Below are 25,324 nucleotides of genomic sequence, written 5' to 3'. Positions count from 1 at the left end.
GGTGCCCCACGGGTCAGCATCCTTCCCCAGCTTCCCCTCCCACGCTCCCGAGGGCTATGTGTGCCCGTTCTGCGGGCTGGTGGAGGGTGATGTGTCCGATCCCGGGAACCGGTGTGAGCTGACGGATCTGGTCCACCAGGACGAGGACGTGATCGTCTTCATGGCCTGCGACGGCTTCGGGCCGCATGAGGGCCACGCGATGATCTCCCCCGCCCGGCACTATGAGACGCTCTACGACCTGCCGGACGCCGTGCTGCAGAAGATCGCGCTGATGGCCCGTCACGTGGCCGTGGCGATGAAGGCTGCCTGGGCGCCCGAGGGCGTCTCCACCCGCCAGCACAACGAGCCGGCGGGCAACCAGCACGTGTGGCACTACCACCTGCACATCTTCCCGAGGTAGCCGGACGACATGCTCTACCGCCAGCTGCGCCATCCCGTGGATCCAGAGGTCCGAGCGGTCAAGGCCCGCGAGCTGCGCGCCGCACTGCAGGACGTGCTGGCCGCACGCAGCGGCGAGCGCGACTGAAGCAGACGGGCTCCGCCGCGGACAGTGGTCCGGCCCCCCGTTCTGGACTGGGCCGGAGCACTGTCAGCGCCGTTCCAGCACCGCCTGATGCTCGCCCTGGGTGAGGGTGATGGTGGTGCCGTCCTCGGCGAGCTGGGCCGTGACCGTCCCGGTCAGTACGCTCCGCACCGCCGTGACGGCCTCGTCCAGATCCTCTGCGCAGCCGATGGCCGGGATCTGCTCGGCCTCCTGGGTGTAGAGGACCGCCTCGGTGGGCCAGGTGGACCAGTCCTCGGCGGTGATGTCCACGCGGGTGCACAGGCCAGTCACGTCGATGAAGCTGGTGTCCTTGACCTCGGTGACCACGGTGACGTTCAGGTCCTGAGGGATCTCCACGGGCCGACCGCGCGCGGTCAGCTCCAGCAGGGCGTAGTTGCCCATCAGCTCGGACTCATCGGCGGCCACCGCGTCCGGAGCCCCACTGGAACCCTCAGGGCCAGGCTGCTGTTCGACGGATGCCTGCACCGAGGACACCGCGGACACGGACCCCCCCGATCCCGGTGCCGCACAGGCGCCCAGGGACAGGCCCAGGGCGGTCAGCACTGCGGCTGCAGCGGTCGTGGAACGGTGTGTCATGAGGAGCAGCCTGCCCCCGACCCGATGGTGCGGAACAGCCTCCACGGACATCGAGTCTCAACTGTGACCTGGGATTATGCCGAACGGTCACTCCGTGGCCCTGCCGTGACCGGTGGCCGGCGTCCGCAGGACCGCAGGGTCAGGCGCGGCGGGAGACCACGTAGTCGGCGAACGCCTCCAGGGCGACCTTCACCGGGGAGTCCGGCAACGGGGCCAGCGCCGCGCGGGCATCCTCAGCCCAGCCACGGGTGATGGTCCACGCCTCGTCGATCACCGGGTGCGAGGCCACCGCCTGCACGGCCGCCGCCAGCTGCTCGTCGGTGTCCAGCGGCCCGTCGATCAGCTCCACGGCAGAGCGTGCGGCCTCGCCGTCGGGCCCGTCCTGCAGGGCGGCCCGCCGCAGCAGCAGCACCGGAAGTGTGGGCACCCGCTCCTTCAGGTCCGTGCCCGGCACTTTGCCCGAGGTCTCAGAGGCGCTGGTCAGGTCGATCACGTCATCGGCGAGCTGGAAGGCCAGTCCCACCTTCTCGCCGTAGTCCGCCAGCACCGCCACCGCCTGCGGGTCCGAGCCGCCGAAGAACGCGCCCAGGTGCCCGGCGGCGGCGATCAGCGAACCGGTCTTGCCCGCCAGCACATCCAGGTAGTGCTCCAGCTCGTCCACCCCATCGGCCGGACCCACGGTCTCCCGCAGCTGTCCCAGCACCAGGCGCTCGAAGGTGTCCGCCTGGATGCGCACCGCCTCCGGACCCAGGGTGGCCATCAACTGTGAGGCGCGGGCGAACACGAGGTCCCCGGCCAGGATCGCCACCGAGTTGCCCCACATCCGGTGGGCGGTGGGAGCGCCGCGGCGCACGGGGGCCTCATCCATCACATCGTCGTGATAGAGAGTGGCCAGATGGGTGAGTTCCATCACGACGGCAGCCCGGCGGGTCTGCTCCCCCACCTCACCGACCTGCCCCGAGGCCACCTCAGGGTCCCCCAAGAGGGAGGCCAGGATGGTCAGCAGCGGGCGGATGCGTTTGCCCCCGGCCTCCAGCAGGTGGCGGCTGGTGGTGTCAGCCAGTTCATCGGCGTGTGAGACCGCCTCGGAGAGCTCGGCCTCGACCGCGTCCAGGGCCTCGACCACCACATCCAGCAGCCGAGGGTGCTCGGTCAGGCCCTCGAACCCGGCGGGCAGGGTGATCCCGGCCAGGGCAGGGCTGGCCACGGCAGGGTCGGCCGCATGGCCCGAGTCATGGGAAGTCACCGCACCAGCCTAACGAATCTTCGGTGCCGACTGGACGGGCCCGCCCGGCGCCGAGCCCGGTGTGACGGGAGACTCCAGAGGCAGCACGGTCTGGGTGGTGGCCGCCGGGACGGCCCGCTCCAGCAGGCGGACCGTCCGATCCACCAGGGAATCCCCGGGACGGTCCACCAGGTTGGCCATCACCTGCACCACCGGACGCAGCAGCGCCGGGGTGCGCAGCCCCACCGCCAGTGCCGCCTCCAGCACCTTCGGGTGCCCGATCAGCTGGGCGAAGTGCCGTCCCAGCGCGAAGTGCCCGCCCCAGGTCTGCTGGGTGAGCACCGGATACCGGGAGAGGACCGCCTCCCGGCCGGCCGCCGTCGGGCGCTGCAGTGCGGTGACCACCAGGTCGGCCGCCAGCCGGGCGGCCTCCATGCCGAAGGAGATCCCCTCACCGTTGAACGGGGAGACCATGCCGGCCGAGTCGCCCACGAGCAGCAGGCCCGGCTGGTACTGCGGGGTGCGGTTGAAGCCCATGGGCAGGGCAGCGCCCAGGATCTTGGAGGTCCGGGTGTCCTCGGAGAGGCCCCACGTGGGTGTCAGTGCGCTGGACCAGTCCTTGAGGATGCCGCGGTAGTCCAGCTTGCCGAACTGCGGGGAGGTGTCCAGGATGCCCAGGCCCACGTTCACGGTGCCGTCTCCGACGGGGAAGAGCCAGCCGTATCCGGGCAGCGGGTTGCCGTCCGCATCCGGCAGGCGCAGCCAGGACTCCATCCAGTCGTCGGTGTGGCGCGGGGACTCGTAGTAGGCGCGCACGGCCACTCCCATCACCCGGTCCTCACGGCGGTGCAGCCCGGCCGAGACGGCGGTGCGCGTGGAGTTGCCGTCCGCGGCGATCACCACGGGTGCCGTGAAGTCCTGGAACTCGCCGGTCTTGCGGCCGCGCGGGTCCAGCAGCTCCGCCCGCAGACCCGTCACCGTGCCAGCCTCGTCCTTCAGGACGGTGGTGACGGAGTGGCGTTCCAGGATGGTGGCCCCGGCGGCGCGGGCATGCTCGGCCAGCAGCTGGTCGAAGTCATGCCGGGTGCGGACCAGGGCGTAGTCCGGCCAGGTCTCGGTCTGCGGCCACGGCACCTCCACCGCACGCTCCCCGGCCACCAGGCGCAGCCCCTTGATGTGCCGCCAGCCCTCCTCGGCGCTGTGCGGCAGGCCCATCAGCTGCAGCTCACGCACCGCCTGCGGCGTCAGTCCGTCCCCGCACACCTTCTCCCGCGGGTAGGCGGTCTTCTCCAGCACCGTGACCTCCACCCCGGCCCGGGCCAGATGGAATGCAGCCGTGGCACCGGCGGGGCCGCCCCCGGCGATCAGCACCTGGGCGGTGCGGGGCGGACGGGAGGGGGACGGGTTCGGGGCAGACGCGGAGGCGGGGTTCGGGGTGGGCACGGCCCCATTCTCCCAGACCGGTAGGCTGGCACGGTCATGAACAACCCTGACCATCGGACGTCGGCACCGCGGCTGGCGTCCGTCACCTGTGCCCGGCCCCTGTCCGGTGAGAACACCCTGGCGGAGCTGCTGCGCACCGGCGACGAGTGCGCCTGGATCCGCTTCGGCAACGGCATGGTCGGTCTGGGCACCGCCGCCCGCTTCCACGCCACCGGCCCGGAGCGCTTCGACGCCGCCCGCCAGTGGTGGGAGGACGCTGTCAACGGTGCCGCCGGCACTGAGCTGCCCGGCACCCCCGCTCTGACCGGCACCATCCCGGTGATCCCGCCCCACACCCTCCACCACGACGACGGCCCGGTGCCCTCCGCGGCCACGGCACCGATCGCGTTCGCGGCCTTCGCCTTCGACGACGCCAGTCCGGTCCCCTCCGTGGTGCGGGTGCCGGAGATCGTGGTCAGTGCCGTGGACGGGCATGCCTGGCTGACCTGGCAGGTGGACCTGGACGCCCCCGAGCACCGCGCACGAGCTGCGCAGGGCTGGCGGCCGGATGCCGAGGGCGCGGAGCAGCGGCTGGCCGAGCTGCTGGGCTCCCCCGGTACTGGTCCTGCCAGCGCGGCGCAGATCGCGGGGCCGGACGCGCGGACCTCCCCGGATGCCACGCTCACCCAGGGTGTGCTGGACCGGGAGGGGTACCTGAGCGCCGTGGCCGCCGGCGTGGAGGCCATCCGCGCTGGGAGGCTCACCAAACTGGTCGTGGCGCGCGACGCCGTCGTGAAGACCGCTGACCCCGTGGATGTGCCGGGCGTGCTGGGCGAGCTGACCACCCGCTACGCCGACTGCTGGACGTATTCGGTGGACGGGCTGATCGGGGCCACCCCGGAGATGCTGATCAAGGTCGAGCGGGGACAGGCGCGGGCGCGCGTGCTGGCCGGGACGCTGGACCGCTCCGGCGCCCCGCGCGGCTCAGACGGCACGGCCTTCGCCACGCGGATGCTCTTCGAAGACGAGAAGCAGCGCCATGAGCACCAGCTGGCCATCGACTCCCTGACCGAACGGCTGGGACCGCTGACGCAGAGCCTGGATGCGCACCAGGAGCCGTTCGTGCTGGAGCTGCCCAATGTGTGGCACCTGGCCTCGGACGTGACCGCACAGCTGGCCCGTTCCACGGAGGGTGGCCGCCGGGCCAGCGCCCTGGACCTGGCCCAGGTGCTGCACCCGACGGCGGCGGTCTGCGGGACGCCCCGGGACGAGGCGGCGGCGCTGATCCGTCAGCTCGAGCACACCGAACGCGGCATGGACCGTGGCCTGTACGCCGGGCCGGTGGGGTGGATGGACGCTGCCGGGAACGGGGAGTTCGGAATCGCCCTGCGGGGGGCCGTGGTGGAGGATGAGCACACCGTGCGGCTCTACGCGGGCTGCGGCGTGGTGGCCGCCTCCGATCCCGAGGCCGAGCTGGCCGAGACCAGCGCCAAGATGCGCCCCATGCTCCAGGCGCTCGGCCTGCGCGACTGAGGCGGCGCCAGGGTTCCTGGCGACCCACGCGACCCACCCGAACTGGATCTGCGTCTGCGTTGCGACATGGCGTACCGACTGCCGGTACGACACGTCGCAGAGACGACGACGAAGGGGCTGAGTGCTCAGTCCTCGAACGTGGCGCGGACGGCCTCGGTCACCGACCGGCGCACCCCGGGACGCGCCTCACGGTCTGAGCGCAGCTCGAGCATCCGCCGGCCGCGCACCGGGCTGCCCAGCGCCGAGACCAGACCCTCCTCGGACTCCACGGCCATCCACTCCACACCGTGGGCCCGGCACAGCGCCTCCAGGTCCACGCCGTGCGGTGTGCCGAAGAACCGCTCCACCACCGGGGCCATGCCCTCGCGCTGAGCTACCTCGCCATGCTCCAGTCCGGCGAAGATTGCCCCGCCGGTGTCGTTGACCACCACGATGTCCAGATTTGGCTCGGCCTCATCTGGCCCCAGCAGCAGGCCGTTGGTGTCATGCAGCAGGGTCAGGTCCCCGCACAGCACCACCGTCCGCTCCCCCGTGGCCAGGGCGATCCCGGCGGCGGTGGAGACGGTGCCGTCGATCCCGGCCAGGCCGCGATTGGCGAACACCACGGACTGGGCCTGCGCGGGCGGGCGCCAGGACAGGTCCACGTCCCGGATCACCGAGGACGAGCCCAGCACCAGCGGCCCGCGCACGGTGGAGGCCACCAGCTGTCCGGTGCGCATGGCCCCGGGATGCCCGACGACGTCATGCCGAGTGGCGAGGGCATCCTCCACGGCCGCCTGGGCCCTGACCCCGGCCTGCTGCCAGCGCGTCAGCCATCCTGCAGGTCCCCGGCCGGCCACCACGGCCAGCTCGTCCAGGTCCTCCACCGGGCGTTCCCGGCGGCTGCCCGGCTCGAACCAAGCCACCGGCTCGGGCTGGTAGAACGCGGTGTGCAGGTCTTCGCGGTTCAGCAGCGCGGCGATCTGCCGGGTCAGGGTGGGACGGCCGAACAGGATGACCTGCTCGATCTGGGCGGCCAGGTCCAGCGAGTCCTCGCCCAGGCCGCCTGCCGAGCCCAGCAGCAGTGGGTAGGCCCCCACGGCGTTGGAGCCGAAGCGGGCGTTGGAGCTGGGCTCGGCGAACAGCGGCAGCCCCAGGGCGGTGGCGAAGGCGGCGGCCACCGGGCCGGCGCCGTGTCCGGCCACCACCACCGTGCGCAGCTCGGAGAGTCCGCTGACGTCGATGTCCAGCTGTTCGGTCAGCCGTCCGGCCATCCGCTCGGCGCTCTCCGCACCGGCACCGGACCCGCCGCCCAGGGCAAGCTCGAGCGAGGAGGTGACCGGGCCGACGTCGGGAAGGCCAGGGGTCTCCACCGCTGCTGGTGCGTCCTCACGGGGCACCAGCGGGTCACGGAAGCGGATGTTCAGGTGCACCGGGCCCGGCGCGGACTCACGCACGGCCACGCCGGGCACCCCGGCGAAGCCCTCCACGTCCTCGGTGTCGAACCCCTGGGCGGCCAGCAGCGCGCGGGAGACGGTGGCGCGGATCAGCTCGGTGTGCTCGCGCTCAGCCTCGCGGACCGGGTCGGCCTCGGAGCCGTGCAGCTCAGCGGTCTCGGCGGCCAGCCACTCCGGCAGCGGCTCAGAGTCCTCGGGCAGCACCCGGTCCCCGGAGAGGGTCTGGTTGAAGCGCACGTGCAGCGGGAAGATCCCGTCCTGTGCGGTGGTCTGGTTGGCCCCGGTGCCCTGCAGCTCGTCCGGCCGGTCCGCGGTGAGCGCCACCAGCTGCACCCCCGCGTGGTCGGCTTCCATCACAGCCGGCAGCAGGTTGCCCACCGCAGTCCCGGACGTGGTCACGACGACGGCCGGCCGGCCCGAGGCCAGGGCCAGTCCCAGCGCGGTGAAGGCGGCGGAGCGCTCGTCGATCCGCACGTGCAGGCGCAGCCGCCCGGCACGTTCGGCCTGGGCCAACGCGTACACCAGCGGTGCGGAGCGGGAACCAGGGGCGATGACCGCCTCCCGCACGCCGCCGTCCACCAGAGCCTCCACCACGGTCTGGGCCACCTGCTCGGAGTACAGGGTGGGCACCGCCGTGCTCACGTGCGAACGCCGCGGGTGCGGGGGCTGCGCTGCGTGAGGGGTGGTGTGCGGATCAAGCGGGCTGGTGCGGCTGGAGTCCATGTCCCTCATCCTACGGAGGGAGTCTGACCACCGGGTGAACGGGGGGACGGGGAAACAGGGAGGAACGGGACGGCCCCCTCACCGGGGCCGGGAAGTCCTGGTGAGGGGGCCGCCGTCGGGCAGGTGAAGGGTCAGCCCTTCGCGCCCTTGCCCTTGCCGTTGTTGTTGCCCTTGCCCTTGTTGCCCTTGCCGGCGGTCGGGTTGGAGTTCACGCCCTCATTGCGGCCGTTGCCGCGGCGCACGCCCTTGCCGGCGTGCTTCGGGTTGGCCTTCTCGCCCTTCTCAGCCCGCTTGGCGTGGCCCACGCCGTTGTTGCCGCGGGTGGAGAAGACCTGGACGACGGTCGGACGCGGTGCCGCCACCTTGTCCCCCACCTGGACCGGACCGGAGGCCGGGAGGTAGTCGGGGAAGTAGGAGGTCTGGGCTCCCCAGGTGCCGTTCTCGCCCGGGTGCTGCACGGCCACGAACACCGAGTTGTCACGGTCGTGGATCACCGGACCGCAGGTCTCGGCATCCCGCGGGACGGAGAGGAACTGCTCCACCTTGCCCCGCTCCGGTCCTTCCAGGGTGACCTTGTGCAGGGCGTCCCCGTAGCCGATCTTGCCGGGCTGACCGTCGGTGGAGACCCACAGGGTGCCCTGGGAGTCGAAGGCCAGGTTGTCCGGGCAGGAGATCGGGGAGACCTGGTCCTGCGGGAAGCCGGAGAAGTAGGCCGAGGTGGACTTGGCCGGGTCGCCGGCCAGGAACAGGATGTTCCAGGTGAAGGACTCGCCGGCGTGATCGTTGCCGTCCTCGATCATCTCGATGACGTGGCCGTCGCGGTTCGGAGCGACCGGGTTGGCCTCGTCCACGGTGGCCAGGCTGCGGGAGGAGTTGTTGGTCAGGGCCAGGTAGATCTTGCCGGTGACCGGGTTCGGCTCCATGTCCTCCGGACGGTCCATCTTGGTGGCGCCGACCGTGTCCGCGGCCAGGCGGGTGTACACCAGGACCTCGTCCACGGACATGCCCGGGACCATGGACCGGTTGTCCTTGACCAGCGGGATCCACCTGCCGGTGCCGTCGAAGTCGCCGTCCGAGGGGACGGTGCCGCGGCCGTCGATCTCCGACTGCGGGGAGTCGCCCTGGTACTGGGCGACGTACAGGGTGCCCTCGGAGAGCAGGGTCATGTTGTGCTTCTTGTTCCCCTCGATGTACTTCTTCTTCGAGACGAACTTGTACACGTAGTCGTTGACCTGGTCATCGCCCATGTAGACGGCGACCTGACCATTGGGGGCGATGTACACGTTGCCGGCCTCGTGCTTGAAGCGTCCCAGCAGGGTGTGCTTGACCGGGGTGGAGGTGGGGTCCTCCGGGTCGATCTCCACGATCCAGCCGAAGCGGTTGGCCTCGTTCTTGTAGCCCGGGTTGTTCAGGTTGAAGCGGTCGTACACGCGCTCCCACTGGCGGCCGGTGGGCCCGGGGCGCAGGCCGTAGCGGGCCTCCTCCGGGGAACCGGTGCCGACGAAGTACTGGTCGAAGTTCTCCTCGCCGGAGAGCACGGTGCCCCAGGGGGTGGTGCCGCCGGCGCAGTTGTTCAGGGTGCCCAGCACGCGACGACCGGTGGGATCCTCGACGGTCTGCAGCAGCTTCGAGCCCGCTGCGGGCCCGTCCACGGCGAAGGGGGTGAAGCCGGTGATGCGGCGGTTGCGGCGGCCACCACGGACGTAGGTCCAGGGGGCGCCCTTCTTGTCCCGCTTCAGGTCCACGATCGACAGGCCGTGGGCGGCGATGCCGACGTTGACCACGTCCTCGAAGTTCGAGGCGATGTACTCCGGGGAGAACATGATGTATTCGTTCGTGTACTCGTGGGAGTTCACCAGGTAGCCGGAGCGGTCGTTGCGGCCGTCGGTGATGATGTTCAGGTAGTCGCAGTTGTAGCCGAACTGCTGGGCCTGAGACTCACCGGTCTGCCGGTTGATGTCGAACTCGGGCGAGTCGGCGAACAGCGGGTCGCCCCAGCGGATGACCGGAGCCCAGTCGTAGCCCTCCGGAACGGTCATCCGGTCCACGGTGCGCGGAACCGGGTCGATCGCCTGGAACGGCAGCTTGCCGCCGCCCTTCGGGGTGGCGCCGAAGTCGGCCTGGGCGGCCGGAGCGGTGGACACGGCCTGGGCGCCCACGACGACGGCGGCAGCCAGACCGCCGCCCATGCCCAGAGCGGCACGGCGGGAGAACGCGGCGTTGGCGATGTCCTGGAAGTGAGGGTTGTCCGAGGTGTTCGGCACCGGGTGGGCGCAGGCGTTGCCGCACTTCAGTGCGCAGGTCACGGCAGAGCGGTTGCCGCGGGTGTGGCCGACCATGGGCAGGAGACGCTTGAGCATCGGGGGTCCCTTCGAGACGCTGGGGGGGATTCGCGGCTCTCACTGTGGTCAGCTCAAGCGACCAGTGGGCGGACCGGACGGTGACCTCCAGATGAACTCTGCGTGAGGTCTATTTCGGTCACGCCGGCGGGTCCTATTCCCCGGCAGCCAGCACCTGATAGGCCCCGGCGAGCCGCTCCCGCCAGCGCCGCTGGGCCTCCTCCGGAGCGCGCAGCCGCGCCATCGCCTCCCCGTCCGGGACGGGACGCGAGGTGGCGGCCAGCCGGCCGTCGTCGGGAATCCAGGGCGGATCCACCACGTCCTGCGTGAACAGCGCGACGGTGCCCAGCCCGCAGGCGTGGGGCAGCCGCGGCAGGGCGGCGGCCAGGGCCACTCCCCCGGCGATCCCCACCGAGGTGTCCAGGGCGGAGGAGACGACGGCGTCCAGCCCGGTGGCCTGCACGATCGCCAGGGCACGGCGAACGCCTCCCAGGGGCTGGACCTTGACCACGATCAGGTCCGCGGCCCCGGCCTGGGCGACGGCGAGGGGGTCCGTCTCCTTGCGCACGGACTCGTCCGCGGCGATCGGCGTGGGGATGTGCTCGGCGGCCAGGGCCTCGCGCAGACGGGCCAGGCCCTGGATGCCCGGCACCGGCTGCTCGGCATATTCCAGGGGCACGACGACGGCCAGTCGCCTCAGTGCCTCCAGCGCGGTGGCATGGTCCCAGCCGGCATTGGCGTCGATCCGCACGGCGGCGTCCGGGAGGAGGCGGTGCACCTCAGCCACCCGGGCGAGGTCCGCCTCCACACCGTGGACGCGGGGGTCCGGGGCGGTGCCGGGTGCGGGCTGCTCGGCGACCTTGACCTTGACCGCGGGCACGGGGCCGAAGCGCTCCAGCAGCGGGGCGATCTGTTCCGCCGGGAGGGCCGGGACGGTGGCGTTGACCGGGACGTGTGTGCGGACCGGCTCCGGCCAGCCCTGCCAGCCGGCCTCGATCGCCGCGGCCAGCCAGCGGGAGGACTCCTGGGCACCGTACTCCGGGAACGGGGAGAACTCCGCCCAGCCGTGCGGGCCGCGCAGCAGCAGGGCCTCGCGCACCGTGGTGCCCCGGAAACGGGTGCGCATCGGCTGGGCGACCACGGTGGCGTGCTCGAGCAGCTCCTCCAGCGGGGGCAGGTCGGCGCCGGTGGGCAGGGGCGGCAGGGGCTGGGCTGGCTCGGCGGGCTCGGCGGGGTCGGCGGACATGCCCGTCAGTCTAGGGAGCCCGTCCCTGCATCTGCAGGTCAGTCATCACCCGCAACGGGCCGTTTCGGAGCCTGATGAGCGTGATAACTGACCTGCAGTTGGAAGGGGGGCTTCCGGCGTTCGTCCAGCACCGTGCCGCACAATGTCTGCCATGCCCTCGAGTCTCTCTGACCGCCGCGACGTGCCGCCCTCCGCGGGAACCACGCTCTCCGCGCGTGCCGGACGACCGCCCGCGTCCCGTCCCTGGGCCTGGGTACTGGGCATGCTGGGCGCTGTGGCGCTGCTGCTGGCGATCTTCCAGGTGTTCGTCACCACGAGCACGGGGCAGGTCACCGAGCACATGGCCCTGCAGGCGGCCACCGCGCGGCTGGAGACCATGCCGCCCCTGGGTGAGACCGTCCTGCGGCTGTTGCCCGGCGTCTCCGCCGTGACGGCGGTCCTGGTGTTCCTGGTCATCACGGTCTGGCGGCGGCGGTGGCTGGCCTCGGCGATCGCCCTGGCCAGCTTCGGGGCCGCCAACCTGACCACCCAGCTGCTCAAGAAGGTCATCCTCCTCCGCCCGGACCTGGACAACGGCGTGCCGTACTACACCGGCAACTCTCTGCCGTCCGGACACACCACCTTCGCGGCGGCGGCCGTGGTGGCCGTGGTCCTGGTGGTGGCACCCCGCTGGCGGCCGATGACCGCGGCGCTGGGAGCTCTCTTCGCCACCGCCGTGGGCGCGGGGACGTTCCTGGAGACCTGGCACCGCCCCTCGGACATGGCGGCGGCGTACCTGGTGGCGGCGTTCTGGGGTCTGGCCGGCGGACTGCTGATCCTCCGCACCGGCGCTGAGTGGAACACCCGCGCGCGGCGGACTGCGCGGCACCCGCACCCCGGAGGGCACCCCGGCTGGGACATCGCCCTGTGGCTGGGCGGGCTGCTCACCACCGTGGGCGGGATGCTCTGCTACCTGCTGGCCGGCGGACGCGAGGCCCTGGACCCGGCGGTGCCGTGGACCTCCGGCTGGCACTACCTGGGCGGCCTGCTGGTGAGCGTGGGCCCCGGACTGCTGGTGTTCGCCGTCCTGGCCAGCTTCCTGCGCTGGGAGTCCGGCCGGCCGGCAGCCCGGGGCTGAGACCTCAGAGGTCTGCGAGCGCCGACCCCGGGTTCTCCAGGCAGCGTGCCACGGTGGTCAGGAATGCGCTGGCGGTGCCACCGTCCGTGACCCGGTGGTCGAAGGACAGGGTCAGCTCGGTGACCTTGCGGACCACGATCTGCCCGTCCACCACCCACGGGCGGTCGATGATCCGGCCCACGCCCAGGATGGCGACCTCCGGGGCGTTGATGATCGCGGCGGCGCCGTCCGTCCCGAACACCCCGTAGTTGTTCAGGGTGAACGTGCCGCGCGTCAGCTCGGCCGGGGTGCACTTCCCGTCCCGTGCGCGCTCCACCAGGGCGGCGATCTGCTCGTGGAGCTCCCGCGCCGAGTACTGATCCGCACGCTGGATCGAGGGCACCACCAGACCACGGTCGGTCTGTGCCGCCAGGCCCAGGTTGATGCCGTCGAACTGCACGATCGACTCCCCGTCCGGCCCCTGCTCCACGCGCGAGTTCATGATGGGGTAGCGCTTCAGCGCGGCCGTGGTGAACCGGGCGATCAGCGCCAGCAGGCTCGGCGCGGTGGCCGCATCCTGTGACTTCAGCTCGGCGCGCAGCTCTACGAGCCGGGTGACGTCCACGTCCAGCCAGGCCGTGGCCTCGGGGATCTGGGTGCGTGAACGCACCATCTGCTCGGCCACGGCTTTGCGCACTCCGCGCATGGGCTCGCGGGACGCGATCCCCAGTCCGGAGCGCTGGTCGGTCTCGCCTGCGCTTCCCCCAGCACTGGTGTTCCCGACGGCGGCTCCCTCGCCCTGGGTGCCCGCCTCACCTGCCGCGAGCTGCTGGGTGGACGAGGCGGCGGCCCCAGCGGACGGGGCCGTTCCGGCCCCGCTGGCGGTCTGCTCCACATCCCTGCGCAGGATCAGACCGTTCGGCCCGGTCCCGCGCACGGTGGCGAGGTCCACGCCGAGCTCCTTGGCCAGGCGGCGCACGATCGGCGAGACCACGCGCGGCGCAGCGGACGGGCTCGAGTCCGAGGATCCACCACCAGCAGCGGCTGATGCACCGGAGACTCCCGCACTCGTGGACTCCGTCCACCGCGGACGCCGGCGCTTGGGGCGGGTCCGTCCACCGGCGCCGTGCCCGGAGGTCCCGTAGCCGATCAGCACGCTGCCTGAGCCCTCGGAGTCTGGCTCTCCATCCTCCGGCTGTGCGCCGCGGTCCGGAGCGGTGCGCGTGGCCTCGCCGGTCTCGGCCGCACGCTCAGCGGCGCCGCCACCGGCATCTCCGCCGCGCACCCGGTCCAGGTCCGGCGTGGTCTCAGCACCGTCGGCAGCGGGGATCTGCATCCCCGCCCGCTCCTCCTCCCGGTAGCTGAGAGCGCCCGGTGCGTGGCCGTCGTCGGGAACTCCTGAGACTCCCTCCGGGCCGGAGCCCTGGTCCGCGGGGACAGCCGTGGTCACGGTGATCAGCGGCTCGCCCACGATCATGGTCTGGCCTTCGGCGCCGTGCAGGGTGGCCACGGTCCCGGCGTACGGGCTGGGGACCTCCACGAGCGCCTTGGCGGTCTCCACCTCGGCGATGGGCTGGTCCACCACGATCTGCTCGCCCTCGGACACCAGCCAGCGGGTCAGCTCGGCCTCGGTCAGGCCCTCGCCCAGGTCCGGAAGGTTGAAGGTGCTCTGGCTCATCGGCTCGCTCCTGCCTGCTGTGCCTGATCTGCTGAATCGGCCTTTTCTGACTCGGCGTCCCACATCAGCTCGTCCACCGCGTCCAGGATCCGGTCCACGGAGGGCAGGTGGTGATGTTCGAGCTTGGGGGCGGGGAAGGGGATGTCGAACCCGGTGACACGCAGCACCGGTCCGTGCAGCGAGTGGAAGCAGGCCTGCTGGATGCGTGCCACCAGTTCCGAGGCCACCGAGGCGTACCCCTGGGGCTCGGCCACGACGACGGCCCGGCCGGTCTTGCGCACCGAGGTCACCACGGTCTCCTCGTCCAGGGGGACCACCGTGCGCAGATCGATCACCTCGACGCTGACGCCCTCCTCCTCAGCGGCGGCCGCGGCGGCCATGCAGGTGGGCACGGAGGGCCCGTAGCTGACCAGGGTCAGGTCGGTGCCGGTGCGGGCCACGGCGGCGCGGGCGTAGGGCTCCCCGTGCTCGCGCCTGGCCTCCACGTTGGCCCAGCGGGTCTCGAACTCGGCGCGCAGCTCCTCCAGGGTCACCGCGGCCTTGGACCAGTACAGCTTCTTGGGCTCCATGAACACCACGGGATCATCCAGCCGGATGGCCGCACGCAGCATCAGGTAGGCGTCCGCCACGGTGGCCGGGGTGTAGACCTTCAGTCCGGGCGTGTGGGCGTAGTAGGACTCCGAGGAGTCGCAGTGGTGCTCCACGCCGCCGATCCCGCCGCCGTAGGGGATGCGGATGACCAGGGGCATCGGCACGGCGCCCTGGGTGCGGTTGCGCATCTTGGCGATGTGGCTGGCGACCTGTTCGAACGCGGGGTAGGCGAAGGCGTCGAACTGCATCTCGATCACCGGGCGGGCCCCGCCCATGGCCAGTCCCACGGCGGTGCCGGCGATCCCGGACTCGGCCAGCGGGGTGTCGAAGCAGCGGTGGTCGCCGAAGCGCTTCGTCAGGCCGTCGGTGATGCGGAAGACCCCGCCGAGGGTGCCCACGTCCTCGCCGTAGACCACCACCATGGGGTCGTTCTCCATCTCATCGGCCAGGGCGGCGTTGAGGGCGGCGGCGAAGGTCAGCGTCTGGGGCTTGGCGGGTGCTGCGGGCGCAGCCGGCTGCTCGGTGGCGGTGGTGCTCACTTCTGGCCCTCCTGTCCGGTCTGGTGCTGTGCGGATCCCTGCGCGGCGCGCGCCAGCTCCTCGGCGAGGAGCTCACGCTGGGCGGCCAGCTGCGGGGTCTGGACGGTGTACACGTGGTCGAAGAGCTCCAGGGGGTCGATCACCGGCTCCTGGGACATGGCCTCACGCAGTCCGGCGGCCACCTGCTCGGCCTGCGCGGAGATCTGCTGCTCGAGCTCCTCGGTGAGCACCCCGCGCTCGCTCAGGAAGGTCCGCATGCGCGGGACCGGGTCCTGGGCGGCCCACTGGGAGACCTCGTCGTCCTCGCGGTAGCGGGTGGCGTCATCGGCATTGGTGTGGGACTGCATGCGGTAGGTGTCCGCCTCCACCAGGAACGGTCCCCCGCCCTCGCGGCAGAGCTTCACGGCCCGGCCGAGCACGGCCAGCAGCGCGGCGAGATCGTTGCCGTCCACCCGCTCGCCGGCCAGGCCGTAGCCCACGGCCTTGTGCGCCAGGGACGGGGCTGCGGTCTGACGAGCCAGCGGGACCGAGATCGCGTACTTGTTGTTCTGGATGAAGAAGATCACCGGCAGCTTGAACACGGCCGCGAAGTTCAGCGCCTCATGGAAGTCGCCCTCCGAGGTGCCGCCGTCCCCCACCATGCCCAGCACCACGGTGTCCTCGCCCTTGAGCCGGGCCGCCTGGGCCATGCCCACGGCGTGCAACAGCTGGGTGGTCAGCGGCGTGGACTGCACCGAGGTGCGGTGCTCATGGGGGTCATACCCCTGGTGCCAGGTCCCCCGGAAGGAGGCCATCACCTCCAGCGGTTCCACGCCGCGGGCGAGCACGGCCACGGTGTCCCGGTAGGTGGGGAAGAGCCAGTCCCGCTGCTCCAGGCACAGGGCCGCGGCGACCTCGGAGGCCTCCTGCCCGTGCGAGGACGGGTAGACGGCCATCCGGCCCTGGCGGACCAGGGCGTAGTTCTGGTCGTTCACCCGCCGCCCGATCACCAGGTGGCGGTACCCCTCCAGCAGCTCCTCGTCCGAGGGCATGGGGTACTCATGGCCAGGCGTGGTGCCCTGGTCCTCGGTGGGCAGCAGCGCCCCGTCCTGGTCCACCAGCTGGATCCGCCCGTGGGTGGGCAGCAGGTAGTCCTCCAAGGAGATGCCGAAGCGCTGGGCCGCCCGGCTGGAGTCGGTCTGTCCGGACTGGTCAGGGTGGTCGGTCTGGGCTGTCTCTGTCACGGTGCCCCGTCCTTCCCGGCCGCGGCGGCCGATCGGGTGCGTCGGGACCAGTGGGGCTCCCCGGGGATCGCCCAGGGGGTATGCCGACTGGTCAGGTCTGCTCCCAGTCTCAGTCACAGGGACGTTTTGTTCAGCAGTGTCCCAGCATGCAGAGACTTTCTGACTGCTGACACCTAGACTGATGGACACTCTGCTACTGTGACGAACCGCACAGAGACGGGCTGACGTCCCGCCGGAGCCGAACGGAGACACCCATGACGCTGGACCAGATCGACCGCGCGATCATCACCGAGCTGACCCGCGACGGACGTCTCTCGGTGGCTGCCCTGGCCGAGCGTGTGCACATCAGCCGGGCTCACTGCTACTCCCGGCTGAACCGCCTGCAGGAGGACGGCGTGATCACCGGGTTCTCCGCCACGATCGATCCGGTCAAGGCCGGGCTGGGCGCCTCTGCACATGTCACCCTGAAGCTGCGCCAGCACAACTGGCGGGAGCTGAAGGCCCAGCTGCTGGCGATCCCCGAGGTCTGGCACGTCTCCCTGGTGGGCGGGAACATGGACGTGGTCCTGCTGGTGCGCGCCAAGGACAACGCCGATCTGCGCCGGGTGGTCTTCGATGAGCTCCAGCCCATCCCGGGCGTGGTGGACAGCCAGACATACATGATCTTCGAGGACCACGACTCCCACCATCCGCTCCCCTCCGCCTGATCCGCCTCAGCCTGAGGAGACCGGCGCGCTGTCCCGTCCGCGACCGCCCACCGGGCCCGGGCCCTTCGGCAGCACCACGGCGAACACCGCCGTGCCCACCGCGCAGACCACGGCCACCGCCCAGATCCCCGCCGCCAGTCCGGCCGCGGCCGTCACCACGGACAGCAGCGCAGGCCCGGCCAGCACACCGGAGTCGGAGAGCAGCCGCCACAGCCCCAGGAACTTGGGCCGGCCCACCTCCGGGGAGTAGTCCGCACCCAGGGTCATCACGATCCCGGAGCCGAATCCGTTGCCGAGCCCGATCAGCATCGCCGAGGCCATGAACCACCAGGGCGTGCCGGTCAGCGGCACCAGGGCCATCGCCACGGTCATCCCGCCCAGACAGCTCACCGCCACCACCCGTCGACCCTTCCGGTCCATCAGCAGGCCGGAGGGGTAGAACATGATCAGGTCCACGAATCCGGACAGGCCGTAGATCAGCGAGGCGGTGGCCGGACTCAGGCCCAGGTGCTCTGCCCAGAGCGGCACCACCGCCGTGCGCGTGGACCGTGCCGCGGACAGGCAGAGCACGCCCACACCCGCGGAGGCCAGCACACGCCAGTGCCGGCGAGCCAGCGAGCGCATGGTGGGGGCCGGCGTCGGTATCCTGCTGCCCTCTCCCCCGGGAGTGGCGGAGATTCCCGACGGCGCCCCCTCACCTCCCGGGCCCGGCGCACCGGAGCCCGGTGCCTCCAGGTCACGGATGGCGAAGCAGATCACGGCGGCCGCCAGCATGCAGGCGGTGCCGGCGGCGAAGGCGCCCTGCAGGCCCATCAGGGTCTGCAGGGCCGCCCCGATGAACGGTCCGGCGAACAGGCCGATGCGGATGGTCCCGCCCAGGGTGGACATCGCCCGGGCCCGGTGGGTGATGGGCACCGCCACGGCCAGATAGGACTGCCGGGCGAGGTTGAACCCGGCTCCGGCGGCGCCGACCATCAGGATGGCGAGCATGTAGAGGGCCATGCGCGTGGTGTCAGGACCGTCAGGAGGGGCACCGGTGTCCGATGCCGCGAGCGTTCCCACTGGCAGCCAACCGGCCACAGTGGCCCATCCCAGCAGGGCGCCGGCCGTGCCCAGCCAGGCGGAGGCGATGATGGTCCGCCGCTCGCCGAACCGGGAGGCGACCAGGGCCGCCGGGGCAGTGCTGATCAGCGATCCCAGGCCCACCAGGGTGACGGTGGCGGCGGCCACGGCCAGTCCCACGCCCAGGGCGATCGCCGCGGAGGCGATGGCCGGGGTGATGGCTCCCAGCCCCACGGAGTAGATGACCGAGGGCGCGTAGATCTGGAAGGCATGAGCGAGGGGTCCGTCCCGGAAGGGGTGTCTGAGTGAGCCAGTCATCCGGTCAGCCGGTGGCGCGCAGACGACGGATCAGCGCGCGGGCCTGTTCGGGACCGTACGGCAGGATCGGCACCGCCTTGGTGGCGTCGGTGGCGGCCTGCTGCACAGCGGTGGTGGCCACGCGCACGGCCTGGCCCATGGTGGCGCGCATGTCATCCACGACGTCCATCCCCACCACCTCGCCGTGACCGGGGACCACCACCGGGTAGAGGTCCCGCAGGGCGGAGAGCTTGCGCAGGGCGGTCACCCAGTCCCGCGGCCAGGAGCCCTCGAACGCCGGATCGGCGCCCTGCTCCACCAGGTCCCCGGCGAAGACCACGTTGTCAACGCCCACCAGCAGGTCCCCGTCCGTGTGCCCGCGGCCCAGGTGGAACAGGGTGGCGGTCACCCCGCCCAGGTCAAGGTCCTGCGGTGCGGAACCGATGGTCCGCGTGGGCGCCAGGATCTGGGCATGCGACCCCTCAGCGGAGGCGAACTGCGGCTCCAGGTCGGCCACCTCGGTGCGCTGGCTCTCGCCGTGCTCCCGGATCCACGCCGCGGCGGCCTCATGCCCCCAGATCTCCTGGGCGCCACCGGCCTCCGAGTCAGCGAAGAACGCGTTGCCGTACACGTGGTCGAAGTGCGCGTGCGTATTGACCACCACCAGCGGCAGATCAGTCAGGTTCCGCACCAACCCCAGCAGCCGCTGGGCCTGTTCCGGACCCGCACCGGTGTCCACCAGCAGCGCCCTCTGCTTCCCGACGACGACCCCCACGTTGGCCTTCCAGCCTTCCAGTGGGCGGGTGTAGGCATGCTCGGAGACACGCGTCCACCCGTGCACGACCTCGCGCTGCGCCTGCGGGGCTGAGGACTCAGTCATGACGGGACCTTCCGTTCGCGTGTCCGGATCGGCGGCTGCGGGCGGCGGCTGAGCCTTACCAAGCCACTGCCAGTCAGACTAATCCCACCGCAGGACACGGTACGGAGATCGGCCGATCCGACCGTAGAATCTTGCTCCGACCATGGGCCACCCCGCCCAGGCAGCACGGAGGGCGTGGGCCATGGCCTCACATCGTCGCTTCGGCAGCGAGACCATGCCCTTCGCCCGGCGACGACGCCTCGCCCTGGCGTTGATCGCCCTGTCCGCCTTGGTGCTGATCGGGCTCCCCCTGGGACTGATCGGGTGGTACGTGGGCACGGCCCGTGTGGTCAATGCCGGACCGGTGATCCAAGCCGAGGTGGTCCGGCAGACCGCCCTCGAGGACTTGAGCATCGACTACCACGCGAGGTGCACGGGCGTCTGGCCGCCGTGGACACCAGCTGGCTGGAGGGGTTCCAGGCCCGTCCCGGTTCGCGGATCCCCGTCGTCCTCCATCCGCACGACCCCGGAACTGTCATCGCCGTCGGCTCCCACCGCCCCTGGCAGCGCGAGCCGCTCGTGGAGGTCGCCGCCGTGGGAGCAGGACTGTTCCTCGCCGGTTCCGCGGCCGGTGTATTGACGTACCACCTGGTCCCCGAGACCTGGGAACGACTGAGCTCCAGGCTGCGCAGAGGACTGGTACGGATGACTCCACCGGACGGCATCTGTCGCCTGGTCGCTGCTGCGATTCCTGTGCTCGCCGTGGGCATCTGCGTCCTCATCCTATGGTCCGCCCGAGCGGATCATCTGCGGCGGGCGGAGCTGGTGGAGAACTCCGTCCCGCTCCGCGCCCAGGTGCTGCAGACGAACGTCTCCCGCTTCAAGGGCCAGACCTACACCGAGTACCTGGTGGACACCCCCACCGGCCCGCGCTTCCTCCACTTCTGGGACGACCCTGGACTGGCTGTGGGCGACAGCGCGTCCGTGGTGCTGGACGCCCAAGAGCCAGACGGTGCTCTCTTCGCAGACCCCGACCTCTGGGAGACGGCAGCCGAGGCGCAGCCCGAGGAGCTGGCACCTCTGCTGGTCGTCCTGATGGGAGCCGCAGGCTGGCTGGCCTGGAGGATCCTCCCCCGTCAAGACTGGGTGAGGATCGGAAGGATCGGTCGGCGGTGGGATGAGCCCGAGCAGGACATCGAAGGGTGATCGGGAGGGTCCGGTGCCACCCCTCGGTACCATGAGCCCATGCCGATCGACGAGAACTCCTCGCACCCTTCCGTCCCTGATCCTCAGCGCCCCGGCGACTCCCCTCACCCGGCCCCGCATCCTGCGGTGACCGCCGAGGCCGACCCGGCTGGCCGTCGTCGGGACGGATCCGGCCGCGGTGGTGGCCCGGCCACCACCGACACCGTCAATGCCGTGCCGGCCCAGCCGCGCAACGGGCTGGACCGCTACTTCCTGATCTCCCACCGCGGATCCTCCGTGGCCCAGGAGATCCGCGGCGGGCTGGCCACCTTCCTGGCGATGAGCTACATCATCGTGCTCAACCCGCTGGTGCTCTCCGGCCCGGACTCCACCGGGGCGACCCTGGGCATCCCCCAGGTCGCCGCCGTCACCGCCCTGGTGGCCGGCGTGGCCACGATCGCCATGGGCGTGTGGGCCCGGCACCCCTTCGCGCTGGCGGCCGGGCTGGGCGTGAACGCGCTGGTGGCCATCTCCATCGCCACCACCGAGAACCTGACCTGGCCCGCCGTGATGGGCCTGGTGGTGCTGACCGGACTGGTCATGGTGCTGCTGGTGGCCACCGGGTTCCGGCGGGCCGTGTTCAACGCGGTGCCGGATGCGCTCAAGACCGGGATCGTGGTGGGCATCGGCTTGTTCATCGCGCTGATCGGCCTGGTCAACGCCGGGTTCGTGCGCCGCCTGCCGGATGCCGCCGGGACCACCGTCCCCGTGGGCCTGGGCACCGGCGGCGAGCTCGAGGGCTGGCCCGTGGTGGTGTTCGTGGTCGGCCTGCTGGTGACCTCAGTGCTGGTGATCCGCAAGGTGCGCGGGGCCATTCTGATCGGGATCGTGGTCGCCACCGTGCTGGCCAACATCCTGGAGGCGGTGTTCCGGATCGGCCCGTCCGTGGACGCCGAGGGCAACGTCAACCCGCTGGGCTGGTCCCTGGTGGCCCCGTCCTTCCCGGAGTGGACCGCGCCGGACCTGTCCCTGATCGGTCAGGCCGACCTGTTCGCCGCGTTCAGCCAGGTGGGCCCGATCATGGCCGCACTGCTGGTGTTCGCCATTCTCCTCTCGGTGTTCTTCGATGCCATGGGCACCTCCGTGGGACTGGCCCGCGAGGCCGGGAACGTGGATGAGAAGGGCGAGATCCCCGACCTGAACCGGGTGCTGATGGTGGACGCCCTGGCCGTGGCCGGCGGCGGTGGTGCCTCCGGCTCGGCGAACCAGATCTTCGTGGAGTCCGGCACCGGGATCGGCGAGGGCGCTCGGACCGGCTTCGCCTCCGTGGTCACCGGCGTGCTGTTCCTGATCGCCATGTTCCTCACCCCGCTGATCCACCTGGTCCCCTTCGAGGCAGTGGCCCCGGCGCTCGTGGTGGTCGGATTCATGATGGCCACCCAGGTGGTGCAGATCGACTGGACCGACTGGGGTGCGGCGTTCCCGGCGTTCCTGACCTTCATCCTGATGCCGTTCACCTACTCGATCGCCAACGGGATCGGCGCCGGCATGATCGCCTACGCGGTCATCCGCACGGCTCAGGGACGGGCGCGAGAGGTGCACCCACTGCTGTGGGTGGTGGCGGCCGCCTTCGTGGTGTTCTTCGGCATGGGCGTGTTCCGCGGGATCTTCGGTCTGGAGTGATCCGGCCCGTGGCCTCAGCAGGCGAGCTGGACGTGGCGAACGGTGATGTGGCGTTCGGCAAATCCGACGCCGATCAGCTCCTCGAGACTGTGGACGATGGACAGGGTGACCCGTTCCGTCACCCTGTCCAGAGCGTCGGCGCCCCGGACGGCGCAGTCCACGTGCAGCACTGGAGCAGACGGGGAGCCCGTGATCTGCACCTCGGCGGCATCCACTCCGGGCAGGACCAGCGCGGCGCGCGAGGCGCTGCGGGCCAGACGGCCCATCCGCGTGGTCCAGGCCGAGGAGATGTCCACCGATGTCAGTGGCGGGGTGTCCACAGTCACGGTCATGCTCAGTTCTACTCAGGCAGATCGCACGGGGTGTGGGACTGCGGTCCGGGGCAGATGGCCCTCAAACATCCGTTTGATAATCTATCTGTTAGACAGACTACACAGAACTGGCGGGAGGTGTCGCCATGAGTGACCGAGCCGACACGGGTGAGTCCCCAGCCGCCAAGCCGCCCTCCGGATACTGGTACCCCGGTAGTACTCCCGAGCCGGTGGACGTGCTCAACCTGCTGCGCCGCTACCGCGAGGCCGAACGCCGGATGCGCGTGCGCACCCGCGGGTCCATGGGCATGGGCGAGACCGACCTGATCGCCATCCGTCTGCTGCTGCGCACCCATCAGTCCGGTCAGCTGATGCGCCAGCGCGACCTGGCCGCAGCGCTGGAGATCACCGCAGCCTCCGCCAGCGCCCTGGTGGACCGCCTGGTCAAGAGCGGTCACGTTCGCCGCGTCCCCCATCCGGATGACCGGCGGTCCGTGGCGATCGAGCCCACCACCCAGAGCGACCACGAGGTGCGCGAGACCCTGGGCGCCATGCACGAGCGCATGCTGGCCGCCACCGAGGCACTGACCCAGGACGAGCTGGCCGCCGTCGCCAAGTTCCTCTCTGCGCTGACAGAGAGCGTGGAGGAGCCGACCGAGCCCCACGTTTGACCGAATGCGTTTGAATGGAACGCATGACCTCTGTTCCTGACGCTCAGACCCCGGCCACCCCGAACACCGCCCCCGCTCCCCCGGTCGCCGAGCCCCGCCCCGTGGACCGCACCCACCACGGCCACACCTTCACCGACGACTTCGACTGGCTGCGCGCCAAGGAGTCCGACGAGGTCATCGCCCACCTGAACGCGGAGAACGCCTACACGGACGCCCTCACCGCCGACCAGCAGGAGCTGCGCACCGCGATCTTCCAGGAGATCAAGTCCCACACCGTGGAGACCGATCTGTCCGTGCCCTCCCGCAAGGACGGCTGGTGGTACTTCGTGCGGACCGTGGAGGGTGAGCAGTACGCCGTGCATTGCCGCGTGGCCGCACAGGACACCGGGGACCTCACCGCCGACTGGACGCCGCCGGTGATCGAGCGTGGCGTGCCGGTGCCCGGCGAAGAGGTCATCCTGGACGGCAATGCGGAGGCCGCAGGCCAGCCCTTCTTCTCCCTGGGCGGCCTGGCCGTCTCCCCGGACGGCACCCGCATGGCCTATGCCACGGACAACACGGGCGACGAGCGCTACACCCTGCGCATCCGCGATCTCAGCACCGGTCAGGACCTGCCGGACACCATCCCCGGGATCGCCGCCGGCCTGACCTTCGACCGCTCCGGCACGCGCGTGTTCTACGCCGTCCCGGATGAGTCCTGGCGTCCGTACCGGATCCTGGCGCACACCCTGGGCACCGACCCCGCCCAGGACCAGCTGCTGCTCGAGGAGAGTGATCCGGGCATGTGGTCCGGCTTCGGCCTCGCTGCGGACCGGACCGAACTGGTCATCTCGATCGGCAACTCCGAGATCGCCGAGACCCACGCCGTGGACCTGCCCGAGTCGCCGGAGCAGCCCCTGGGCCCGGTGCGCCTGCTGGTGGACCGCTCCCACGGGATGCTGCACGGCGTCGAGCCGGTCACCCTGGACACCGGCTCCGGCCCCGGACGGCACTACGTGATCGTGCACAACAAGGACTTCGCCACCCCCTCCCCCACGCCCGCGCACGCGCCCAACAACCTCGTCTCCCTGGCCCACCGCGAGACGGTGACCGACCCGCGGACCTGGCGGGGCGTCGTCGGGCATGATTCCACCACCAAGGTGGACGGCGCGGAGGTCACGGCCACCCACCTGGTGATCTCAGCGCGGCGGGACACCACGCCCAAGGTGCTGGTGATGCCGCTGGCCGGGCTGGGCACTGCAGACCAGGCCGCGCCGGTGGAGCCGGACTTCGACGAGGAGCTGTACTCCTGCGAGCTGGGCCAGGCCCCGTTCGAGTCGCCGTTCCTGCGGCTGGGCTACTCCTCCTGGGTCACGCCTACCCAGATCCTGGACTATGCGGTCGAGGACGGCACCGTGCACCTGCGCCGTCAGGTCGAGGTGCCGCAGTACGACCCGGAGCAGTACCTCGTGGAGCGGTGGTGGGCTCCGGCGCAGAGCCAGCACACCGCCACGGACCCCTCGGCCGGGGGCGTGCGCATCCCGCTGACCGTGATCCGGCGGCGCGATGTGGAATGGGACGGCTCCAACCCCTGCCTGGTCTACGGGTACGGCAGCTATGAGATCTCCATGGACCCCGGCTTCGCGGCCACCCGGCTCTCGCTGCTGGACCGCGGCGTGGTGTACGTGGTGGCCCATGTGCGCGGCGGCGGCGAGCTGGGCCGGGGCTGGTACGAGGACGGCAAGAAGCTGACCAAGAACCACTCCTTCACCGACTTCGTGGACGCCACCCGGTTCGTGGCGCAGTCCGGCTGGGTGGACCCGGACCGGATCGCGTGCATGGGCGGTTCGGCCGGCGGACTGTTGATGGGCGCCGTAGTCAATCTGGCCCCGGAGCTCTACCGCGCCTGCGTGGCCCAGGTGCCGTTCGTGGACGCCCTGACCTCCATCCTGGATCCGGATCTGCCGCTGTCCGCCCTGGAGTGGGAGGAGTGGGGCAACCCGATCGAAGACCCTGAGGTCTACCGGTACATGCAGGCCTACACGCCGTACGAGAACGTGCGCGCGGTGGACTACCCCGCCATCGCCGCGGTCACCTCGCTCAACGACACCCGCGTGCTCTACGTGGAGCCGGCCAAGTGGGTCCAGCAGCTGCGCCGCACCGTCACCTCGGACCAGTCCACGCCGCTGGCCCAGGGCGGGGCGCCGGTGCTGCTCAAGACCGAGATGGACGGCGGCCACGGCGGCGCCTCCGGGCGGTACCGGGCGTGGGAGGACCGGGCGTGGGACTACGCGTTCATCCTGACCGCGCTGGGTGCCACGGAGCTGACGGCGGGCGCGGCGAGCGCCGCAGGCTCGGCGCAGCAGGTCTGACACAGG

At 71.2% G+C, this 25,324-nt stretch carries 19 protein-coding genes and 1 pseudogene; 8 read left to right on the top strand and 12 right to left on the bottom strand.

The annotated features are described in order from the left end of the window. Nucleotide 1: 1 nt before the first annotated feature. A pseudogene (locus BM355_RS00265) lies at nt 2–526 on the top strand (HIT family protein). A 63-nt stretch (nt 527–589) separates the two neighbouring features. Here BM355_RS00265 and BM355_RS00260 read toward each other — a convergent pair. The 3 genes from BM355_RS00260 to BM355_RS00250 form a co-directional block, all read right to left on the bottom strand. Further along, a complete protein-coding gene (locus BM355_RS00260) occupies nt 590–1,141 on the bottom strand; it encodes a hypothetical protein (protein ID WP_143109360.1) in 552 nt (183 codons plus the stop codon). 139 nt (nt 1,142–1,280) lie between these two features. Then, complete coding sequence (locus tag BM355_RS00255; protein WP_425435572.1) at nt 1,281–2,387, bottom strand: polyprenyl synthetase family protein; 1,107 nt, start codon at nt 2,385–2,387, stop codon at nt 1,281–1,283. Between the two features lie 9 nt (nt 2,388–2,396). After that, entirely contained in the window at nt 2,397–3,737 is a 1,341-nt protein-coding gene (locus BM355_RS00250; protein ID WP_245760538.1) for a geranylgeranyl reductase family protein, read from the bottom strand. 108 nt (nt 3,738–3,845) lie between these two features. Here BM355_RS00250 and BM355_RS00245 point away from each other — a divergent pair, with 108 nt between their 5' ends. Further along, complete coding sequence (locus BM355_RS00245) at nt 3,846–5,321, top strand: isochorismate synthase (protein WP_245760492.1); 1,476 nt, start codon at nt 3,846–3,848, stop codon at nt 5,319–5,321. A 125-nt stretch (nt 5,322–5,446) separates the two neighbouring features. On the opposite strand, the gene menD is transcribed toward BM355_RS00245, so the two are convergent. The 3 genes from menD to BM355_RS00230 all read right to left on the bottom strand — a co-directional run bounded on the left by menD (nt 5,447) and on the right by BM355_RS00230 (nt 11,065). Next, nucleotides 5,447–7,480 carry a 2-succinyl-5-enolpyruvyl-6-hydroxy-3-cyclohexene-1-carboxylate synthase gene (menD, locus tag BM355_RS00240; protein WP_091692692.1) on the bottom strand — a complete coding sequence of 678 codons (2,034 nt, stop codon included), beginning with the start codon at nt 7,478–7,480 and terminating at the stop codon, nt 5,447–5,449. Between the two features lie 131 nt (nt 7,481–7,611). Continuing rightward, nucleotides 7,612–9,840 carry a PhoX family protein gene (locus BM355_RS00235; RefSeq protein ID WP_091692689.1) on the bottom strand — a complete coding sequence of 743 codons (2,229 nt, stop codon included), beginning with the start codon at nt 9,838–9,840 and terminating at the stop codon, nt 7,612–7,614. Nucleotides 9,841–9,973: 133 nt separating this feature from the next. Further along, entirely contained in the window at nt 9,974–11,065 is a 1,092-nt protein-coding gene (locus tag BM355_RS00230) for an o-succinylbenzoate synthase (protein WP_091692686.1), read from the bottom strand. A 151-nt stretch (nt 11,066–11,216) separates the two neighbouring features. On the opposite strand from BM355_RS00230, the gene BM355_RS00225 reads away from it, so the two are divergent. Continuing rightward, a complete protein-coding gene (locus tag BM355_RS00225; protein WP_177227776.1) occupies nt 11,217–12,182 on the top strand; it encodes a phosphatase PAP2 family protein in 966 nt (321 codons plus the stop codon). 4 nt (nt 12,183–12,186) lie between these two features. Here BM355_RS00225 and BM355_RS00220 read toward each other — a convergent pair whose 3' ends face one another. From BM355_RS00220 to BM355_RS00210, 3 genes are all read right to left on the bottom strand, one after another. Continuing rightward, on the bottom strand, nt 12,187–13,839 hold the full coding sequence (locus tag BM355_RS00220) for a dihydrolipoamide acetyltransferase family protein (protein ID WP_091692681.1): 1,653 nt from the start codon (nt 13,837–13,839) through the stop codon (nt 12,187–12,189). Continuing rightward, a complete protein-coding gene (locus BM355_RS00215; protein ID WP_245760537.1) occupies nt 13,836–14,867 on the bottom strand; it encodes an alpha-ketoacid dehydrogenase subunit beta in 1,032 nt (343 codons plus the stop codon). Before BM355_RS00215 ends, BM355_RS00220 begins: the two co-directional genes overlap by 4 nt. A gap of 98 nt (nt 14,868–14,965) precedes the next feature. Then, entirely contained in the window at nt 14,966–16,192 is a 1,227-nt protein-coding gene (locus BM355_RS00210) for a thiamine pyrophosphate-dependent enzyme (RefSeq protein WP_091692677.1), read from the bottom strand. Between the two features lie 254 nt (nt 16,193–16,446). Between BM355_RS00210 and BM355_RS00205 the strand changes: the two genes are divergently transcribed. Beyond that, nucleotides 16,447–16,899: an Lrp/AsnC family transcriptional regulator gene (locus BM355_RS00205; RefSeq protein WP_091692674.1), complete on the top strand. Its 453-nt coding sequence runs from the start codon at nt 16,447–16,449 to the stop codon at nt 16,897–16,899. A 6-nt stretch (nt 16,900–16,905) separates the two neighbouring features. On the opposite strand, the gene BM355_RS00200 is transcribed toward BM355_RS00205, so the two are convergent. Together BM355_RS00200 and BM355_RS00195 are read right to left on the bottom strand one after the other, a co-directional pair. Continuing rightward, the gene (locus BM355_RS00200; protein WP_091692671.1) at nt 16,906–18,279 is read right to left on the bottom strand and encodes an MFS transporter; all 1,374 of its coding nucleotides are present in this window, start codon (nt 18,277–18,279) and stop codon (nt 16,906–16,908) included. 4 nt (nt 18,280–18,283) lie between these two features. Next, the gene (locus BM355_RS00195) at nt 18,284–19,138 is read right to left on the bottom strand and encodes an MBL fold metallo-hydrolase (RefSeq protein WP_091692668.1); all 855 of its coding nucleotides are present in this window, start codon (nt 19,136–19,138) and stop codon (nt 18,284–18,286) included. Between the two features lie 408 nt (nt 19,139–19,546). Between BM355_RS00195 and BM355_RS00190 the strand changes: the two genes are divergently transcribed. Both BM355_RS00190 and BM355_RS00185 read left to right on the top strand, forming a co-directional pair. Beyond that, entirely contained in the window at nt 19,547–20,323 is a 777-nt protein-coding gene (locus BM355_RS00190) for a hypothetical protein (RefSeq protein WP_091692666.1), read from the top strand. A gap of 39 nt (nt 20,324–20,362) precedes the next feature. Further along, complete coding sequence (locus BM355_RS00185; protein WP_245760491.1) at nt 20,363–21,985, top strand: NCS2 family permease; 1,623 nt, start codon at nt 20,363–20,365, stop codon at nt 21,983–21,985. Nucleotides 21,986–21,999: 14 nt separating this feature from the next. Here the strand turns inward: BM355_RS00185 and BM355_RS00180 are convergent, their stop codons facing one another. Then, nucleotides 22,000–22,317, bottom strand: a complete 318-nt coding sequence (locus BM355_RS00180) for a hypothetical protein (protein ID WP_091692663.1) — start codon at nt 22,315–22,317, stop codon at nt 22,000–22,002. 125 nt (nt 22,318–22,442) lie between these two features. Between BM355_RS00180 and BM355_RS00175 the strand changes: the two genes are divergently transcribed. Then, on the top strand, nt 22,443–22,967 hold the full coding sequence (locus tag BM355_RS00175; RefSeq protein ID WP_091692661.1) for a MarR family winged helix-turn-helix transcriptional regulator: 525 nt from the start codon (nt 22,443–22,445) through the stop codon (nt 22,965–22,967). Between the two features lie 23 nt (nt 22,968–22,990). After that, entirely contained in the window at nt 22,991–25,318 is a 2,328-nt protein-coding gene (locus tag BM355_RS00170; RefSeq protein WP_091692659.1) for a S9 family peptidase, read from the top strand. The last annotated feature ends 6 nt before the right edge of the window (nt 25,319–25,324 follow it).

The sequence above is a fragment of the Micrococcus terreus genome (genome assembly GCF_900116905.1).
Classification (GTDB): domain Bacteria; phylum Actinomycetota; class Actinomycetes; order Actinomycetales; family Micrococcaceae; genus Citricoccus; species Citricoccus terreus.
This window is presented reverse-complemented; position numbering and strand designations above follow the sequence as displayed.